Annotated in this window: 17 protein-coding genes; 15 read left to right on the forward strand and 2 right to left on the reverse strand. The window is 54.1% G+C overall.

The features are described from left to right. Window positions 1-3 precede the first annotated feature (3 nt). Entirely contained in the window at window positions 4-387 is a 384-nt protein-coding gene (locus tag PKO01S_RS08540) for a GntR family transcriptional regulator (RefSeq protein WP_127530906.1), read from the reverse strand. Window positions 388-611: 224 nt separating this feature from the next. Between PKO01S_RS08540 and PKO01S_RS08545 the strand changes: the two genes are divergently transcribed. The 11 genes from PKO01S_RS08545 (at window position 612) to PKO01S_RS08590 (ending at window position 13,791) form a co-directional block, all read left to right on the forward strand. Next, window positions 612-1,628, forward strand: a complete 1,017-nt coding sequence (locus PKO01S_RS08545; protein WP_127530907.1) for a LacI family DNA-binding transcriptional regulator — start codon at window positions 612-614, stop codon at window positions 1,626-1,628. A gap of 688 nt (window positions 1,629-2,316) precedes the next feature. Continuing rightward, complete coding sequence (locus tag PKO01S_RS08550; protein ID WP_127530908.1) at window positions 2,317-3,360, forward strand: LacI family DNA-binding transcriptional regulator; 1,044 nt, start codon at window positions 2,317-2,319, stop codon at window positions 3,358-3,360. A 67-nt stretch (window positions 3,361-3,427) separates the two neighbouring features. Continuing rightward, the gene (locus tag PKO01S_RS08555; RefSeq protein WP_127530909.1) at window positions 3,428-4,342 is read left to right on the forward strand and encodes an ABC transporter permease; all 915 of its coding nucleotides are present in this window, start codon (window positions 3,428-3,430) and stop codon (window positions 4,340-4,342) included. A gap of 85 nt (window positions 4,343-4,427) precedes the next feature. After that, a complete protein-coding gene (locus PKO01S_RS08560; protein ID WP_127530910.1) occupies window positions 4,428-5,315 on the forward strand; it encodes a carbohydrate ABC transporter permease in 888 nt (295 codons plus the stop codon). Window positions 5,316-5,371: 56 nt separating this feature from the next. Continuing rightward, entirely contained in the window at window positions 5,372-6,982 is a 1,611-nt protein-coding gene (locus PKO01S_RS08565; RefSeq protein WP_127530911.1) for an extracellular solute-binding protein, read from the forward strand. A gap of 117 nt (window positions 6,983-7,099) precedes the next feature. Further along, window positions 7,100-9,097 carry a glycoside hydrolase family 2 protein gene (locus PKO01S_RS08570; protein WP_127530912.1) on the forward strand — a complete coding sequence of 666 codons (1,998 nt, stop codon included), beginning with the start codon at window positions 7,100-7,102 and terminating at the stop codon, window positions 9,095-9,097. Further along, window positions 9,081-10,538, forward strand: coding sequence for a glycoside hydrolase family 30 protein (locus tag PKO01S_RS08575; RefSeq protein WP_127530913.1), 1,458 nt, complete (start codon window positions 9,081-9,083; stop codon window positions 10,536-10,538). Before PKO01S_RS08570 ends, PKO01S_RS08575 begins: the two co-directional genes overlap by 17 nt. 29 nt (window positions 10,539-10,567) lie before the next feature. Further along, on the forward strand, window positions 10,568-11,977 hold the full coding sequence (locus PKO01S_RS08580) for a glycoside hydrolase family 30 protein (RefSeq protein ID WP_127530914.1): 1,410 nt from the start codon (window positions 10,568-10,570) through the stop codon (window positions 11,975-11,977). A 180-nt stretch (window positions 11,978-12,157) separates the two neighbouring features. Continuing rightward, entirely contained in the window at window positions 12,158-12,730 is a 573-nt protein-coding gene (locus PKO01S_RS08585) for a hypothetical protein (protein ID WP_127530915.1), read from the forward strand. A gap of 14 nt (window positions 12,731-12,744) precedes the next feature. After that, entirely contained in the window at window positions 12,745-12,897 is a 153-nt protein-coding gene (locus tag PKO01S_RS28735; RefSeq protein WP_164779537.1) for a hypothetical protein, read from the forward strand. 72 nt (window positions 12,898-12,969) lie between these two features. Then, window positions 12,970-13,791, forward strand: a complete 822-nt coding sequence (locus PKO01S_RS08590) for a hypothetical protein (RefSeq protein ID WP_127530916.1) — start codon at window positions 12,970-12,972, stop codon at window positions 13,789-13,791. A 383-nt stretch (window positions 13,792-14,174) separates the two neighbouring features. On the opposite strand, the gene PKO01S_RS08595 is transcribed toward PKO01S_RS08590, so the two are convergent. Then, on the reverse strand, window positions 14,175-16,181 hold the full coding sequence (locus tag PKO01S_RS08595) for a glycoside hydrolase family 127 protein (RefSeq protein WP_127530917.1): 2,007 nt from the start codon (window positions 16,179-16,181) through the stop codon (window positions 14,175-14,177). A gap of 147 nt (window positions 16,182-16,328) precedes the next feature. Here PKO01S_RS08595 and PKO01S_RS08600 point away from each other — a divergent pair, with 147 nt between their 5' ends. From PKO01S_RS08600 to PKO01S_RS08615, 4 genes are all read left to right on the forward strand, one after another. Continuing rightward, window positions 16,329-17,180 carry a helix-turn-helix transcriptional regulator gene (locus tag PKO01S_RS08600; RefSeq protein ID WP_127530918.1) on the forward strand — a complete coding sequence of 284 codons (852 nt, stop codon included), beginning with the start codon at window positions 16,329-16,331 and terminating at the stop codon, window positions 17,178-17,180. A 102-nt stretch (window positions 17,181-17,282) separates the two neighbouring features. Beyond that, window positions 17,283-17,951: an SOS response-associated peptidase gene (locus PKO01S_RS08605; protein ID WP_127530919.1), complete on the forward strand. Its 669-nt coding sequence runs from the start codon at window positions 17,283-17,285 to the stop codon at window positions 17,949-17,951. A gap of 88 nt (window positions 17,952-18,039) precedes the next feature. After that, window positions 18,040-18,513, forward strand: a complete 474-nt coding sequence (locus PKO01S_RS08610) for a VanZ family protein (protein ID WP_164779538.1) — start codon at window positions 18,040-18,042, stop codon at window positions 18,511-18,513. A gap of 449 nt (window positions 18,514-18,962) precedes the next feature. After that, window positions 18,963-19,286 (forward strand): hypothetical protein, encoded by a 324-nt coding sequence (locus tag PKO01S_RS08615; RefSeq protein ID WP_127530921.1) that lies wholly within the window; start codon window positions 18,963-18,965, stop codon window positions 19,284-19,286. Window positions 19,287-19,321: the final 35 nt, after the last annotated feature.

A 19,321-nucleotide genomic window follows, 5' to 3' on the forward strand; every position in this document is an offset into this window, starting at 1 on the left:
GGGTCATTCCTCCTCATTCGCCAATGCGATCAATTCCTCAAGCGTTAAGCCGATGGATGAGGCGAGCTCTTCCATTCTTCGTACTGCCCCTCTTGCCAGCTCCCGGCGCGACTGCCGGATCGCGTCCGCCTCGTCGGTGACGAAAGTGCCTTGGCCGCGGTGCGTAATGGTGAGCCGCAGCCGTTCCAGCTCCTGGTAGGCTTTCATGACCGTCGTCGGGTTGACCCGGAGGGAAGCGGCCGTTTCTCTGACCGAAGGCAGCCGAGTGCCGGGAGCGAGCTGTCCCTTGGCAATCATGGCTCTAATCTGCTCGACGAATTGCTCATACAGAGGACGGGAGGGATCGATCTGAAAGTCTTGTAAGTTCCATATGATGTCGGGGGGCATCGAATCACCTCGTCCTACAATGTCTGGTGTGTATGGTTACGGACCATACACTAAATCATGGAAACAGTGTATCATGGGTCGCCATACACTGCAAGAGTCAATCGTAAGTGGCAATCCCTCGTTTGTTGTACCGGGGGTGAATAGCAGGCCGTCTGGGGACTCTATGTTGATATCACTAGATTTTAGGCCTATAATTTAGAAAAAACGACAAGGTTGATCATATCGTGGACAATAAAATCGTAGATGTCGCCAAGAAGGCCGGTGTTTCGGCTGCTACCGTATCGCGTGTGTTGAACGACAGCAGCCTTGTGTCGGAGAAAACGAAACAAAAGGTGCTCAAAACAATCGAAGAGATGGACTATCATCCGAACGCGGCGGCCAAGCACTTGCGTTCCCAACGGACAATGACGATCGGCATTATCGTGCCCGATATTATCGTCTCGTACTTCTCGGAGATCATTAAAGGGGTCGAGAATGCGGCGTATGCGCGCAAGTATAAAGTCATCATCTGCGACTCGGACAACGAGATGGAGAAGGAAATGGAGTATCTCGGACTGCTGTCGAACCGGACGGTCGACGGCATGATTCTCGTTACACCGCTCGTCAGCGACGACGTGATCGAGGAGTATGCGCAGAAAGGGTACGCGCTCGGCGTCATCGGCAGGGCAGTCGAGAACGAGTCTATTCTTAGCTGCAAGACGAACAACGTGGAGTTCTCGGAGATGGCCGTTCGCCATCTGATCGAGCAAGGGCACAAGCAGATTGCTTATATCGGCGGCTATTCCGATTCGATGGAGAACTATGAGCGGATGGAAGGGTATTTGAAGGCGCTGAAGGATAATCGGATTCCGTTCAAGCCGGGCTTGATCGATTCCGGTTATTTCGAGGAAGCCGGCGGCTATGCGGCGGCAATTCGGCTGTTCGATCGCCAGGAGCCATTCACGGCTGTCTATTCGGCCAATGATGAGATGGCGCTGGGCGTCTATCGGGCGTGCCGGGAGCGGGGAATCCGCATTCCAGAGGAGCTGTCTGTAGTCGGCGTCGACAATAACCGGATTACGCAATATTTGCTGCCCCCGCTTAGCACAGTAGAGCAGCCGAAGTACGAGATGGGAGTGTGTCTCGCGGAGAAACTGATCGATCAGTTGAATGATCAGTCGGAGAGCGGGCAGACGAAATACGTAATCGATGCGAGACTTATCATTCGTGACTCATCCAACTATTCTCGCAAACGTACATAGTTAAGAGGAAACTGCCGTCCCGGCTGGGGCGGCAGTTCTTGTTATGCGGCTGCTGCCATTCCGGAGGACTGGTGGAACGAGGTCTGTTAGTTACTCTATCGTGGGACGTACGGCTGCCGATCTTTAGCAGCATCAATTCGCACGACGCGCTAACAAACATCCGTATCGGCTCGAAGCGCTAAAGAACCTGAGAAGCGTTATTTGAGCTAAAATAACCTGTATTTGCGGCTAACGAACTCCACGAGCCTTATTTGGGCGATTCGGAGTGAGGACACACCATTTACGGTCAGATAGCGCTTATAGGATTCGTTAGCGCTGGAAAATGCCGATTTTGAGCCAAATAGAGCTTCAACGATTCGTTAGAGCGGCCGCCTAGTGTCTGCGACGAAGCAACTGTGTGAGACGGGGGGATGTAATAGCGGTAGAGTGGCTCGTGGGGCTGCCGTTTGACGCGGTACGAATCACTCGACAGGAGTTGTGTGATATCCGCCTTATCCGACTATAAATGGTATCGATTTCATAAATGCAAAACCTAAACTTGTGTCGAATACCTGGTGTAACCGCTTTATTTGCACTGAATAAAGAGGTTTTCTACAACGCTAAGAAGATTTTTTGAAATTGGCTATTGAAATCGATTTCAGTTGTTGCTAATATCAGAGTATAAATTCGGGCTAAAGAAAGTGATGCGATGAGCGACAGTAAGATTATCGACGTAGCGAAGAGGGCAGGCGTCTCCGTTGCGACGGTGTCCAGAGTGCTGAACCAGAGCGGCCTCGTCCGAGAGAAGACGAAGAAGCGGGTCCAGCAAGCGATTGAGGAAATGAATTATACGCCGAACGCGATGGCGAAGAACTTGCGGTCCAAGAGAACGATGAAGATTGGCGTCGTGGTCGCAGACATCGAAGTATCCTACTATGCGGAGATCGTCAAAGGCATCGAGAACATGGCCAATTCGCTGGATTACAACATCATCATCTGCGATGCGCAGAACCAGAAGGCGAAAGAGCTTGAATACGTGTCGCTGCTGCAGAACCGGACGGTAGACGGCATGATATTCGTCACGCCGGTCATGACGAACAAAGAGATTATCGCGCTTGTTGAAGACGGTTACAGCGTTGCGGTCATCGGACGGTTCATCGAGCATGAGCAGATCCCGTGCGCATTCACCGACAACGTGAAGATCGGCAAAGATGTCGTGAGTCATTTGATCGAGCAAGGGCATGAGAAGATCGCGTTTCTAAGCGGCTATGCGGATGCGACCGACAGCTATGAACGGCTAGAAGGGTACATGAAAGCACTTAGAGATGCAGGGATGCCTTTTATTCCTGAATTGATCGATAACGGCGACTTCAATGAGTCGGGCGGTTACCGGGGGTTTCTGAGGCTGCACGGGCGCAACGCCGATCTGACAGCGGTGTTCGCTGCGAACGACGAGATGGCGCTTGGCGTATACAAGGCTTGCAAGGAATTGGCGATCCAAGTGCCGGACCACATAGCAGTCGTCGGCGTCGACAACATCCGGATCACAAGATTCATAACGCCGAGTCTTAGTACGGTAGAGCAGCCGAAGTATACGATGGGTGCATTATTGACAGAGAAGCTGATCGACCAGATGAACAACAACGAATTCGGGGACAAACGGTATTTCAAAGTCGAATCCAAGCTGCTTATCCGGGAATCATCCTCGCATTTGCGGGAGCGTCAAACGCAAGAACGTGCAGAACCAGGGTAAACCTTTTTTTTGAAAGCAAAAAGTAATCGATTACATTTCTAACGAGACGTTACGGAGGTGTGCGGGTATGAAAAGCTTCTTGCAGGAAATGAATCGGAACAAAGTTCTATTCCTCATGATTGCGCCAACCTTATTATTCTTTATCGTGTTCTCATACATTCCGATGGTGGGCGTCTACTACGCCTTTACCCGGTTCAGCTTTGACGGGGGATTGTTCGGCAGCGAATTCATCGGCATGAAAAACTTTGAGTTTCTGTTCAACTCAGGCGTGCTCTGGAACTTGACCAAAAATACGGTGCTCTACAACATCGCCTTCATTCTCATCAGCAACATCCTGCAGCTGCTTTGCGCGATTTTCTTAAGCGAGCTGCCGGGCAAGCTGTTCAGGAAGACGACGCAGTCGATCATGTTCCTGCCGTTCTTCGTCTCGTTCGTCCTTGTAGGCGCTTTCGTGTTCAACTTGTTCAACTCCGACAACGGGGTCGTCAACACGATGCTGTCTCAACTGGGCTTGCCGACTTATGACTTCTACGTGCATACGGCGCCATGGAAATACATCATCGTCTTCTTCCACGTCTGGAAAGGTCTCGGATACGGTACGGTCATTTACTTGGCGGCTATCATGAGCATTAGCGACGAGTACCATGAGGCAGCGAAGATCGACGGAGCGAACATCTTCCAACGCGTCAGACATATCATTATGCCAATGCTTGTACCGACGTTCATCCTGCTCATTCTGCTCAGCCTCGGCGGCATTCTGAAAGGCCAGTTCGACCTGTTCTACCAAGTCATCGGCAACAACGGCCTTCTATACAACTCGACGGACATTATCGATACGTACGTATACCGCTCGCTCGCTGTTAACTTCGATATCGGCATGGGTACGGCAGCCGGTCTCTATCAATCGTTCTTCGGCTTCGTGCTTATCATTACGGTCAACTACATCATTCGGAAGGTGCGCAGTGATTACGCGCTGTTCTAAGCGTATGCTTTCGATGCGGCTTGTGTTGCACATCACACCGTAAGTCTGTGTGTGCGGCTGCCGCAAAATCTTAGGGGGAATCGGCATGAAAATCAGAATGGAGAAATCGACAGTCGTCTTTAACGCGATCGGCTATATCATCATTACGATCCTTGCCTTGCTGTGCTTGCTGCCTTTCCTGTTGATCGTATCCGGCTCGTTCACGTCAGAGATGGAGATTATCGCGGAAGGGTTCAAGCTAATACCGAAGAAGTTCTCGTTGGATGCCTATGAAGCGGCGTTCAGCAATCCGAAGCAAATCTTGGACGGCTACAAGGTGACGGTTCTCGTCACGTTAATCGGTACGCTGTTTGGTTTATTCCTTACTTCGATGGCAGGCTTCGTCCTGTCGCGCAAAGATTTTAAATATCGGGATAAGCTGTCGTTCTTCATCTACTTCACGACTCTGTTCAGCGGCGGCCTGATTCCTTGGTATATCATGATGGTCAAATATTTGGACATGAAAGACTCGTACCTTGCGCTGCTGTTACCTGGGCTTCTCAGCGCTTGGAACATCATCCTTATGAAGAACTTCATGAAATCGATTCCAGAGTCGATCACCGAATCGGCGAAGATCGATGGAGCAGGCGAGTTCACCATCTACTTGAAGCTGATTCTTCCTCTCTCGACGCCGGGTCTGGCCACAATCGGCTTGTTCATGGCGCTGGGCTACTGGAACGAATGGTTCCTTGCGAATCTGTTCATCACATCGGGAGACAAATATCCGCTCCAGTTCCTGCTCTATAAAATATTGGCCAGCGCAGCCGTCCTTAAGACGAGCGTGGCCGGGAACCTGTCTCCGGACTTCCAGGCACCAGCCGAAACGCTTAAAATGGCTGCTGCCGTTATCGCAACGGGCCCAATCATCTTCTTGTATCCGTTCGTCCAACGGTTCTTCGTTAAAGGTCTTACGATTGGCGCAGTCAAAGGTTAGAACCGGCATAGCCGGCTAACATAGATGCTTTCTTATTATAAGGAGGAGTCAAGGGCATGAAGAGACAGATAAGATCGTTCAGCACGCTGCTTGTCGCAATCATGATGATGGTTACGATTCTTGCAGCTTGCGGAGGCGGCGGTTCAGACAAGAAAGAGACGTCGTCCGATACGGGTACGGAAACGAAGACGGAGACGGGCGGCGAAGAGCAAACGGCCGATGCCGGCAAGCCGGACACGTCGAAGAAAGTGCAACTGAACTGGTATTTGCTCGGCGATGCGCATAAAGACACACCTAAAGTCGTCGAAGAGTGGAACAAAATGCTGGAGAAGGACCTCAACGTTACGGTGAAGCTGAACTTCACGACGTGGACGGACTGGACGACGAAGTACAACCTGCTGCTCGCTTCCGGCGAGAAAATCGATATGATCTTCGCCTCCTCATGGGCGGATTACTTCAAATTCGCGAACCAAGGCGCATTCCTGCCGCTTAACGACTTGCTGCCGACGTACGCGCCAGAAACGTGGAAGAGCGTTCCGGAGCAAGATTGGAAAGAAGCGACTGTAAAAGGCAACATCTATGCTGTACCGGCTACGTATCCGGAATATACGCCGGACGGTATCGTGTACCGCGAAGACTGGAGAGAAGAGCTCGGTCTGCCGCAAATCACAGACATCGATTCGATCGAAGCATACCTCGAAGGCGTCAAGAACGGAAAGAAAATTACGCCGATCAACGGTAAAGCGTACAACGAAATTTTCACGATGTTCAAAGCGTTTAACAACTTCCAACAAATCGGCGGCGACAGCGGTGTCGTTGTATCGAAATCGTACGACACGCCGCGCGATATTGTCGCATATCCGTTCACGCCGGAGTTCGAGCAATGGGCTCATAAAATGAAAGAATGGAAAGACAAAGGCTTCTGGAATTCCGATACGCTGTCTAACCAGAAAGAAGCTGGCGACGCGATCAAGACGGGCCAAGGTGCCGTGTACTGGCGTAACGCTCCAGGAGCAGGCGGTTACATCATGGGTCTGAAAACGACGAATCCGGACATCAAGATGGGTTACTTCCCGTACAGCCGTTTCCACAACCTGACGATGCCGACGCTGTCGGTCAACAACGCTATGGCAATTCCGAAGAGCGCACCGAATCCAGAGCGTTCCCTGATGGTTCTGGACAAACTGCGCAACGATCCGAAGTACTACGACCTGATGAGCTATGGTCTGGAAGGCACGAACTACTCCGTTGACACTGCGGACAGCAAGTATATCGTTCAACCGCCGGCAGGCACGCCGAAAGACGATAAAGTTCATACGTCTTACGGCATCGCAAGCTGGGGCTACCGCGTCGAGTCGATGGAGCGCGTGAAGCAAGCATCTGGCTGGCCGGAGTTCGACAGCCTGCTCACAGAGTTCAAAGCGCAAAGCAAACCGAACATTTTCGCAGGCGTTCTGATGGATTATGCTCCAGTGAAGTCGCAGCAAGCGGCAGTCAACTCGGTCATCCAGCAGTACGGCCAACCCATCATGATGGGCCTTGTTCCAGACGTAGACAAAGCGATCGCAACGTACCGCAAGCAGCTTGAATCAGCTGGCGTGAACGACGTATTGGACTACATCAAAGAACAAGCGAACAAAAGCTTCGACGAACAAGGAATTCAATAAGCGATAAGCTGCTAACTCCAGGGGGATGTTCAGAGACTTGCGCGCCGGCTGCTCGATTAGGGGCCAGCGCGCGCGTCCTCATCCTCCTGTTTGTTTTCAATCGAAAGGGGAGCAATCATGCTGAAAACGACATTGAGTCTGAATACGATAGACGGCGTGAGCATTCCCTTCCAGAATGGAGGGCCGGTGCCGTCATTCGAGGATCAGGAACGGGCGGTCATCCGATTGAATGGAGAATGGAAGAAGAAGCGTCTAGCAATGGATCACGCATTCTCGCTCGCCCCGCGCGGCGAACAATGGCTGCGCGAGCTGAGCGAGCGGGAAGGAGAGTATGTATCGGGAGACGGAGCTGACCAATGGTTGACGCACTCTGTACCGCTGCCGGAGAACAAGCTTAGCGGTCTCGCGCTTGCGAAGGCGGCCGAGACGTATGAGGACGGGGTCTGGTACCGAAGAACATTCGAATTGGACCGGTTGGACGGAACTCTGGCGTATACGTTCAAGGCGCTAGGGATCAGCTACATTGCGGACGTTTGGGTGAACAGCCACTGGATCGGCTATCACGAAGGCGGCTTTACGCCGTTTGCCTTCGAGGTGACCGAATGGTTGAGGGAAGGCGAGAACGACATTCGCATTCGAGTGGATAATCCGCCATGGGGCAGCCGAGCGGATACGATTCCGGCTGTTGCCGGCACGGACTTCTTCAATTATACGGGCATCATTCAAGATCTATGGATCGAGGCGGCGCCGAAGGCGTCGATCATACGGGCGGACATCGTGCCGCTTGATACCAGCGGCAAGCTCCAGGTGACGGTTGTCCTTCACAACCGGGGCCAAGAGGCGGCGGAAGTGCGTCTGGACGGCAGCTTCTTCGAAGCAGATTCGCAATCGGACTATTTTCTCATGTCGCCAATCGCCTCGACAATAGCGGATATCCCAGCGGCAACGACGGGGGGCATAAGCAGCGCGCTTACACTGCAGCCGGGCCAAGTAAGGGTAGTTCGCTTCGAGGTTACGGTGCTCCATCCGAAGCTGTGGTCTGCGTGGCAGCCGAACCTGTATGTCGCGTCGTTCGAGTTGATTGCTTCAACGGGCAGAATCGCGGCAGCAACGAAGGATACGTTATGCACGCAGTTCGGCATCCGGACGATACGGACGCTAGGGACGCAAATCATGCTGAACGAGTCTCCCGTCTTCCTGGCTGGCATCGCCCGTCACGAGGAATGGCCGGAGACCGGACGTACGGCATCGTGGGACCGGATTCGCGCCGATCTGGAGCAGATCAAGGCGCTCAATGCCAACATGGTGAGAACGGGCCATTACCCGAACCATCTTCATACGTATGTGCTGCTCGACCGGCTTGGAATGCTCGCGATGAGCGAGATCCCGCTGTGGCAATTCGAGACGGAACATTATGAGGCACAGAACGAGAAGCGGCTGGCGGATCAAATGTGGCGCGAAATGGTGTTCTCTCAATACAACCGGCCGTCGGTCATCATGTGGAGCACGCAGAATGAATCGAAGGACGTCTGGCAACGCCTCGCCTATAACGAGCGGCTGGTTGCCGACCTTCGCGGCAGCTATGACGATGGGCGTCTGCTTACGCAAAGCTCGGCTGCAGACCAACCGGGGCCGCACGACCCGTCGATGGCGCCGCTTGACGTGGCGGCATGGACGATGTACTTCGGCATTTTTCACGGCGGTACTTATTATGAAGGAACGCGTGATTTTCTGGAGGAAGCTCACCGGATATATCCGGATAAACCGGTCCTGAATACGGAGTTCGGCCATTGGACGGCTGGGGCGAACTCGGAGGAAGAGAAGCAGGAGGAGACATACAAGGACACCATGCGGGCGTTGATGGAGCAAGCGACGGTGACGGAATCAGGCGCATGGAGACCGGAAGGCTATGTTGCGGGCATCGATTTTTGGATTATGTATGATTGGTACGTGAATCACAACAATTGGATCGATACGTTCGGCATCGTCCAGATGGACCGGGCGACGGAGAAGCAGGTCGCGGCGCAGATCCGTTCTGACTATGGCTCGATCACGGGAGCGAATGGCGGCGTCATCAAGCTGCGGCAAGGAGGGCTTTATGAAGAGAGCCGTTAGCGGACTGCTGGCTGGCGCGCTGCTGGTATTGACGGCGGCGTGCAGCGGCGGGAACGCAGGCGATTCGGCGAAGTCGGGCGCAGATCAAGTACAGGTGTGGCTGACGACGGCGGATAAGAGCAAGCTGCTGTCGCAGGAAGAGAACGTGAAGCTTACGGCAAGCAAAGGGAGCGGCGAAGAAGATATCGTCCTCGACGCGAATACGCAATATCAGCAGATGGACGGCTTCGGCGCCTCGATGACCGATTCGTCGGCTTATCTGATCGGCAGCAAGCTTAGCGAGGAGCAGCGGATGACGCTCATGAACAAGCTGTTCGACCACGAGCAGGGAATCGGCATCAGCTATATGCGCATTCCGCTCGGTGCGTCGGATTTTGCCCGGACGCAGTACTCGTATGATGAGATGCCGGCGGGCGAGACCGACGAATCGCTGGGGAAATTCTCAATCGACCACGACAAGGAGTTTCTTATCCCGACGCTGAAACAAGCGCTTGCAGTTAATCCGGACCTGAAGCTGATGGGCAGTCCTTGGAGCGCGCCGGGATGGATGAAGACGAGCGATTCGATGATCGGCGGCAGCTTGAAGCAAGAAGCATACGGGCCTTATGCGGATTACTTTACGAAAACGATTCAGGCGTTCGAAGCGGAGGGCGTTCCATTCGATGCCATTACGCCGCAGAATGAACCGCATTACGTGCCGGATAATTACCCGGGCATGCGGATGGAGCCTTACGAGCAAGCGGAATTTATTAAGAACAATCTCGGACCGGCCTTCGAGAAGAACGGCATCAAGACGAAGATCGTCATCTGGGACCATAACTGGGATGAGCCTTATTATCCGATCACTGTGCTCAACGATCTTGATGCGAGAAAGTATATCGATGGAACGGCGTTCCACGGCTATGCCGGCGAAGTGGGCAGCCAGTCCCAAGTTCACGACCTGCATCCCGACAAGAACTTGTATTTCACCGAAAGCACCGGCGGCGCCTGGGCCACCGAGTTCGGCGGCAATCTGAAGTGGGATATGCATAACTTGATCATCGGAGCGACGCGCAACTGGGCGAAGGTCGTTCTGAAGTGGAACATGGCGCTCGACGAGAACTACGGCCCGACGATCGGCGGCTGCCAGGATTGCACCGGCGTCGTGACGATCAATCAGCAGACGGGCGATGTGACGTATAACACGGAGTATTACTCGTTCGGCCATGCAAGCAAGTTCGTTCGCTCCGGCGCCTACCGGATTGAATCCGGCCCGTCGGACAGCGAAGGCATCGAGCAGGTCGCGTTCCAGAACCCGGACGGCTCGATTGTGTTGGTCGCGATGAACAGCGCAGCAGAAGAACGGGAGCTTCGCGCCTCGTTAGGAGAGAAGTCGTTCTCCTATAAGCTGCCCGCAGGAGCGGCAGCGACGTTCGTCCTGTCTGCCCATGCAGGCGAATAACCGGTTAGAATCGATTGGGAGGGTAACAAATGGCGACGACGAAATCTGCTTCATTACCGCAGCTGCAGCAACAGCAGGAAGTTCAGGCATGGGTAAGCTCTGAGCTTACCCCTGGCGGAAGCAGCTGGTTTGAAGGACCGCATGCGCTCGAATATGCGCTGACTCAGCAGCCGAATCTGGCGCTGGCGGCTCCTGAGCCTTCGGAGGCGACGACGATTATCGTGAAGCCGGGCCACACGTATCAGCAAATGCTCGGTATCGGAACATCGCTCGAAGAGACGACGATCTATAATCTGTCGAAGATGGACGCGGAGCAGCGTGCAGCTATTATTCGCCAGCTTACCGACCGCGAGAGCGGGATCGGCTTCAACTTGTTCCGCCTCACGATCGGAACGTCGGATTTCACGGCGCAGCCGTTCTATACGTACAACGATCTGGAGGAAGGCGAGACCGACTTCGACATGAAGCGGTTCTCGATTCAGAAAGATATCGATCTGAACATCATCTCGACGGTTCGCGAGCTTATTCATGCGGCGCCGGATACGGTGTTCTTCGCTTCGCCGTGGAGTCCGCCCGCTTGGATGAAGACAAGCGGCAGCTTGAAGCGCGGAAGCTTGAAGGAAGGGGCCGAATACACCGAGGCGCTGGCAAAGTATTACCGTCTGGCCATTCAAGCGTATGAGCAGCATGGCATTCCGGTCTACGCAATGACGCTGCAGAACGAGCCGCTGCTCGAGATCGATTATCCGAGCTGCTACATGTCTCCGGCAAGGCAGAAGGAGCTTGCGGCTGCGCTTAAACGGGAATTCGAGGCGCATGGGCTGAAGACGAAGCTGTGGATCTTCGATCATAATTTCAGCGATGCCTGGTCGTATATTTCGCCGATCATGAAAGATGCGGAAGGCCGCTCCGTCGTAGACGGGCTGGCGCTGCACGATTATGAGGGACCGCCGTCCATTATGAGCGAGCTGGCTGCGGCGTATCCGGATAAACCGATCTATTTGACCGAGCGGGCAGTATGGGGGACGGCGGGAGCCGACCGGATGGCTCAATATTTCCGCAACTATGCCAGCAGCTATAACGCTTGGGTGACGATGCTGGACAGCCGGATCGGCACGCATCAATGGGTCGGCACGCCGGGACCGACGATGTTCGTACAGGATGCGGCGGAGCCGAACCAGTACTGGACGTTGCCGGAGTATTACCTGCTCGGGCAATACGCGAAATTCGTTCAAGCCGGCGCTTTCCGAATCGAGAGCACGTACGGTTCGGCGGATACGGTGACGAACGTCGCATTCCGCAACCCGGACGGCAGCCTTGTAGCGGTTATCATCAATCAGACGGAAGCGGAGCAGCCATTCCGCATTCTGTGCGAGGGCCGGCAATTCAGCGCGGTTCTTCCGGCTCACGCCGTTGGGACTTACGTATGGCGAGGCTAGGTATTATGGCCATGGCTTCTCTCAGCTAATTTTCAGAAGAGAGACTACTGTTCTTTTGTGATGAATATGATAAAATCTCTCATAGATGGAAGGCACGCGTCGGCTTTGACGCAGAGATGAGGGGTAAATCAATTGTTTCGCGGTATACGATTAAACCGTAGTTGGATGGAAGTTTCCGATTTGGAGCCGTTAGATATTTTACATTTTCACAGCTCTGCGATTGACGGTGACTTCGTCCCGGACCCGACCGGCATCGGCAACCATTCCGGCGCCTATGCGGATAAGAGCCGGTTCGAGAAAGCTCTTGTCGACAATATTCCGTTCCTTGGCGCATTCCGCAATGAGACCGAATCGCTGGAAAGCTCGTTCTCGCATCCCTATCTGTTTATTTGGACGGATGTGAAGGGCATGCTGCTTGCTACCGCTTGTCCGCCTTCAATGGTAGAGATTACGCAGCGGTCGGGCATTGTACCCGGATTGCTGATGGAGAAGAAGGTGCTTGGACTGAATGCGGTATCGCTCGCAGAATCGACGGGACGGACGGTCGTCGTACGGGGGGAAGAACACACGATTAATTTGTTCTCTCTCTGGAACTGCGTATGCTGCCCGGTTCGCGCGGGCAATACGAACCGAATTATCGGATACCTCGATATTTCGTTCGACGTCATGCATGAGCCAGGCTTCGTCGTGCCGCTATTGACGCACATTGCCGCGAAGATCGGCGCCGCTATCGGGAATATCGCGGTAGAATAACGAGGATGCCCGGTATGGCAGCCGACAGTATAGCAGATGAAAGCCCTTATTACCGTTCATGTTCGGATGAAGAATCCGATGACAAGAGCGGTTATTTTTTTGTCTGGGGTACGCTTTCCAATAGAGGGGTTGACAATGATATTGATAATCGTTATCATTCAAAGTAGTTAATTGATAACCATTATCAAAGTGCAGGGGGTATACGACTGAGGGCAGTCGGCTGACGGGAGGCAGAAACAATGAATGGTGAAGAAACGTCCAGTAAGCATAAACCGTGGAATTGGATGCTGTTCCCGTTCTCATCGATCCGGATGGACGAGGATATCCTATACGCGGCTTCGCCAGGCAATGGGATCTACCAGAGCGCCGGCGGAGGAGACTGGACGCATATAAGCGGGGAGCTCGGCGGCAATGTCGTCGTGAACCGGCTTCACGCGGCGGAAGGCAAGCTGCACGCTTGCACGAATGACGGCTTGTATAAGTATGAGGACGGCAAGTGGGAGCTGCCGGAGCTGGCGGTCTCTTGCTATCAATATAAAACGTATGGCACATGCAGCTTCGCGGCGACCGACTATGGACTGTATCACAGCTGCGGAGACGACTGGCACAGAGTTGCATGCCCGGACCGTAAAGTGTATGACTTTATTAATTTGCCGCAATTTCTGATTGTCGGCCACGAGCACGGAATCGCGATGTATGACCGGTTCGTCGATGAATGGAGCGAGTTCTCGTTGAAGGCCGAAGTGACGTCGCTTGCGGTGTACAAGGGCCATTTGCTTGGTGCCGGAGCGGGCGGAGAGCTGATCGTCGGCAATAGGCGGGGCGGCTTCGAAGTCGTCACGTTCGGCAACCGGCTCGTGTTCACGCTTGTGAGACATGGCAGCAGCGTGTTCGCGTGCACGGACAAAGGCTTATACCGGATCGGCCTCTTGCAGGGACAGATGACGTTGTTCTCCGTGAAGACAGGCTTCCCGGTAACCGATATCGACTCGGACGGCGAGCATCTATACATGGCGACGCTGTTCGAAGGCATTCAGCAGATGAAGCTGTCTTCTTATTAAGTAAGGCCAGTCGCAACGATAGCAAGCCCGACGCCGCAGCCGTGTGTGCGTCGGAGATTCATGCGGATTCGGCTCTCGTCTCCAACGGTTCGAGAGCCCGGGTAAGCGAATCGGGAGTGCGGCTAAGCGCTGCACCTGTCCGCCCGGATACGACAATAATGGCGGGTACTGTCCGCTCTGGCTCATGATGCCGAGCTTGCGGACGGCCGCCCATTCAACGGCGAGTGCGTCGTAGCGGGAGCCATGGGACAGCATCACCGACGGGCATCGCGTTTCTTGTCATACAACCCCCTTTCATGAGAAGACCGCGGCACGGTGTGCCATGCTGCGGCCTTGCCTGCCGGGTCTGCCGGCAGGCTCTTTTTTTTCGTTCGGATATAGCGCTAGCGTTGATAACGAAGCCAGACCGACATTTCGCCCGGCGTTCTATTGCCCCAGAGGGCGTATGGCACTGCACGAATGATCGTACGTTCCGGCTCTGCGAAATTCGTCATGCTGTACAGTTCGTTGTCGGCAACGGCAGCCGTATCGCGATAGCCTTCGCTGCACAATGTGATAACGCCGGGAAGCAATTTATCGTTCCGCTCGAGTGTTATCTCGCCTGCGGCTGCGATAGACAGCGAGGCGAGGTTGTTGCCGTTGTCCTCCTGCTCGAAGCAGTAGACGAACGGACCGCGCTGAAGCGCGAGCCGTCCCGCATTGTAGCGCAGCTCGGCATGCGACCGCAGACGAAGGACGGGCATGGCGAAGGCTAGCTCTACCGTATCGCCGGCACTCCATTCGCGCTCGATTCTTATATACCCGTTGTGAATGTCCGCCTTATCGAAGGAATACGGCTGTCCGTTCAGCAGGACGGTTGGCAGCTGGCCCTGCGACCATGCCGGCAGGCGGAAGGCTAGCGTGAAAGCAGTGTGCGTCTCCAGCCCGCTGACGGCGAAGGAGGCGGCACCGCTCCAAGGCAAGCTGGACGTCTGCGTCAGCTTGAACGATTGACCTGCGATCCGCAGGTTTGCCTCGCTGCCGATATAGAGATGCGTATACACCGTTTGATTCGATTCGGCTGTTGTATAGATATACGAACCGAGCGAGGTCAACAGGCGTGCGACGTTCGGCGGGCAGCAGGAGCAGCCGAACCATTGCTGGCGGACGGGCTTCACGTGGTGCTTGCCCGGATTGCAGCGGCAGGCGTGAGGCCATACCTCGAGCGGATTGACGTAGAAATAGCTCCGGCCGTCGAGCGCCATGCCGGCGATAACCGTGTTATAGAGCGCACGCTCCAGCACGTCCGCATATTCCGATTTGGCTTCCAGTTGGAGCATTCGGTTCGCGAAGAAGACGAGGCCGACCGATGCGCATGTTTCCGCATAGGCGGTATCGTTAGGCAAATCATAGCTGGCGGAAAAGGCTTCGCCGTGATGGGTCGAGCCGATGCCCCCGGTGACGTACATTTGCTTGCGGGTCATATCGTTCCATAAATTTCGGCACGCGTCGAGCATCGGCTTATCGTCGTTCAAGCGGGCGAGATCGGCCATCGCCGTATACATATAGACGGCGCGGACGGAATGACCGACCGCCGTCTTCTGCTGCCGTACCGGTTCATGCGCTTGAAAATAGCTTAAGTCGATCTTACGGCCCGGATGAGGCAGATCGGGGTGCTCCGACCAGATCGACGTGTACCCGCGTTTCTCCGCTTCGCGAATGAAGAATGACGTATCGGCGCCGCGTTCGTCGATGAAGTACGACGCCAGCTTCAAATAGCGGTCGCTGCCGGTTGCCTGATACAGCTTCACCAGCGCCAGCTCGATCTCTTGATGGCCGCAGTATCCGCGAATCTGCCCCGTACCCGTTCCGAACACTTCCTCGATATGATGAACGAACCGGCAGGCAATGTCGAGCAGCTTGCGCTTGCCCGTCGCAGCTGCATAAGCGACGGCCGCTTCGATTAGATGTCCGGCGCAATACAGCTCATGGGCATCCAATAGATTCGTCCAGCGCTTGTCGATGTTCTTGATCTGGTAATACGAATTCAAATAGCCGTCCGGCAGCTGTGCGGCTTCCAGCAGCTCGATCGCCTCGTCGGCTACGGCTTCCCACTTGGCATCCGGATGCGTCGCAAGCCGGTAGCTCACGGCTTCGAGCCACTTGTACATGTCGCTGTCCTGGAAGACGAAGCCTTGGAATTCTCCTTGCTCCAAGCCGGCGGCAATCCGCAAATTGCGGATTGCCCGGCTAGGCTCTGCGCCTTCCACGCGGTCGTTCAGCGCCTCCCATTGATAGGGGATGACAACATTGCGCGCCAGATCGGCGTAATAGGTCCAGAACGGGTCGTGAATGGAGACGTTGCTGAGCGGCACTGCCTTTGAAGCGGCAAAAGACGGGTTCGTCGACATAATAGCTGCTCTCCTTCTTGGAATCGGCGTTATTTTGCAGAAATCATTCCTTTACATCACTATTTTATTTGATAGAATAGTAGGAAAATAGCGAATTATGCAATGCTATTTTTGCATATTTACACACTTGGAGAGGACGGCTCACACATGACGAATCAGCAACTGCTTACCTTTCTGTCGCCGCCGCTTCCTTATTTTATCGAGTCCAACCGCGTCACATATTTGGTTGGGGAGGAGCACCCGAACCGGGCGAATATCGGCGTATTCGACATGCTCTATGTACATAGCGGAACCCTTCACATTGGCGAAGAGGACCGGCAATGGTCGTTGGGTCCAGGCCAAATTCTAATTCTCCGTCCCGACCGTTGGCATTACTCCGTCAAGCCTTGCGAGGAGGAGACGGTGTTCGACTGGACGCATTTTCAAGCACCTGGCCAATGGGAGGAGACCGAGGGGACGCACCCGGGTTCGCTGCGGGGCGACTATTACAATTACGCGATTCGTCTGCCGAAGTATATGACCGTGTCTTACCCCGACGAGGCGAGAGCGATGTTCGCCGGCCTGCACGAGGCGGCAAGCGGATCTTCGCATGCTGCGTTCTGGGAACGGCAGCAGCGGTTTCTTCATCTGCTGCAGATGCTGGACGAAGGCTGGCGTTCGGATGAAGCGAAGGCGGCCGTGTCCGTTGCAGAGCGGGCGGCTGCTTATTTGAAGCTGAATTACCGGACATCGGTCAGCAATACGATGCTCAGCGAAGCGCTTCGGCTCCATTCCAACTATATTTCGCGTTGCATGACCGAAGTGTTCGGCTGCACGCCGCAACAATTTCTGCTCTATTATCGTCTGGATCAATCGAAGCTGCTGCTTATTAAGACGGACTGGCCGATCGCGCGCGTTGCCGAGGAAACGGGCTTCCGGCAGACGCCGCACTTCTCCCGTCTGTTCGCGGAGCATACGGGGTTGTCGCCGCTTCGGTTCCGCAAGCGGTTCACCATTTAAGTAAGATGCGGGCGGCTGCTTCTTGCGAAGCTTCTACAATGCATAATTGTTCCTGTTTCTGCCAATGCTACCGTATCATGACCAGAAGGCAGGGGCTTAGAGATGGACAGATTCGCATTGAAGTCGGACATTACGCAAGTCGCGGACCAATTCAAAGTATGGGCGATTAAGAAGCAAGTATCGAGCCGTCTCAATATCGCGCCGACGCAATCGGTAACGATTATAATGAATGACCGGCTCCGTCAGCGTGCGATTGAAGAGGCGCGTTGGGGGCTTTATCCGTTCTGGGCGAAGGACTCGATTAATGCAGACGGCGAGCGGGTAGGCTCGAAGCGGTATTTCAACCGGATGCTGAACAGCCGCCGCTGTGTTGTGCCGTGCACCGGATTTTTCGGATGGAAGCAAGAGGAATCGGTCAAGGAGCCAAGCGCGATGCATATCGTCGTCGACCGGCGGCCGCTGTTCGGCATGGCCGGCATCTATGACGCGTGGACCAATCCCAAAGGCGTGGAGGAGCGCGCCTTCACGATCTTGACGATGCCCGCATCGGGACCGATGGCGGCATGGCAGCAGCGGCTGCCGGTCATCTTGGATGAGGAAGGTGTCGAGGCGTGGCTTAATCCCGAGCTTGCGGATTACAATCAAGTGCGCACGTTCGTACAGCCGCTGGAGCCGTTCCAGCTGCGCGCTTATCCCGTGACGAGCGCTGTCGTGGACGAACGGTACGAAGCGCCGGATTGCGTGCTCGATCTTGGTTTGGGAACGGTCTGAAACGGGGATATATAGTAACAAAGGCAAGAGATTCGGCTAGTTGGCGTTGCGTGTTGGACGGCGGACCGAATCGGAAAGCAGGTTCAAATTGAAATTGAGAATTGTCCTTGTATTGCTGTGGTGCGCCGGGCTGTTCGTCTGCATTAATACGGCCAACTTCAGCTTGCTGCTTCGGCAGCATATGGTTCATTTTGAGTGGCACAGCCATCCGAAGATGAGCGATCTGCTGCTGCTCAGCGATTTTCGCTACTATGAGCGTCCGACCTTCCTGATTCAGAAGATCGGCCATTTCTCCGGCTTCTTCGGCCTGACGCTGCTTGCTGCAACGGGAGTCCGTACGCCGCGGGCGTTCTGGCGGGGCGTGGCTTTAGCGGCCGGGTATGCTGTCCTTACGGAACTGCTGCAGCCGTTCTTCGGCCGGGACGGACGGATCTTCGACATGTTCATCGACGGAGCGGGCATCACGCTGGCTGCGTTCATTGCTCATCGAGTGAGCAAGAAGAGATGGTATACCGCCCGGAGACATCGGCCGTATCCAGTGTCGCGCGCGGCGAGGCAATGAGCGGGAGCTGCTTGGTCGGATGAGGAACGTAGGTAAGGAATAGAAGGTAGAGGCAAGCCCCCGACTTCGGTTGGGGGCTTGTTGTTATAACAGCGGAGCTTCGTTGCATTATGTACAATGAAAAACTACCGTTTGGACCCAAGGAAGAGGCTTCATTGTATTATTACAATGAGAAATCGTAGTTAGCGGCTGGTTAAGCATATTTCGTCGGTTGAATCCTATTTTCCATTGTATGGAGTACAACGAAGCTGCACGTAAAGGGGATCCTGTGACTCCTTTCATTGTATAGAATGCAATGAAGCTCAAGAACGCCGCCTTTCTCAGGCCCGTCCTATACGACTCAACGTCTTATTGGTAATTTGATAAGAGGTAAATAAAGGGTGTATTAATGCGGTGTTGAAGATACATATATGAGATGAGTCAATTCCAATGCCGGGGAGACCATGATTTTGATTAATGAACTCGAAAAGTTTATCGATGCTGCAATTGGACATGGAAAGGCAACGGATCAAGGGGAGAGCAGAGTAGCCAATCGTCATTATAGTCAATTGAATACCTCTGCAAAGCTGCTGCTTACTGAGATAGACATATTTGAAGCGTTGCTCATGCATGAACATCCATATGTACGACTTTGGTCAAGCAGTTATTTAATTGATGTGGACGAGACAAGAGGTAACGCGATAACCATATTAGAGCAATTACAGCTAGAACCAGGGCTTCTAGGGTTCGATGCAGCAATGGTATTAGAAGTTAAGTTGACGGATGATCGTTGAGGCAGGAATGTATGCGGATCGATTCGAATAATAGG

Origin of the sequence: Paenibacillus kobensis NBRC 15729, from assembly GCF_004000825.1 — a bacterium.
Lineage (GTDB): Bacteria > Bacillota > Bacilli > Paenibacillales > Paenibacillaceae > Paenibacillus_T > Paenibacillus_T kobensis.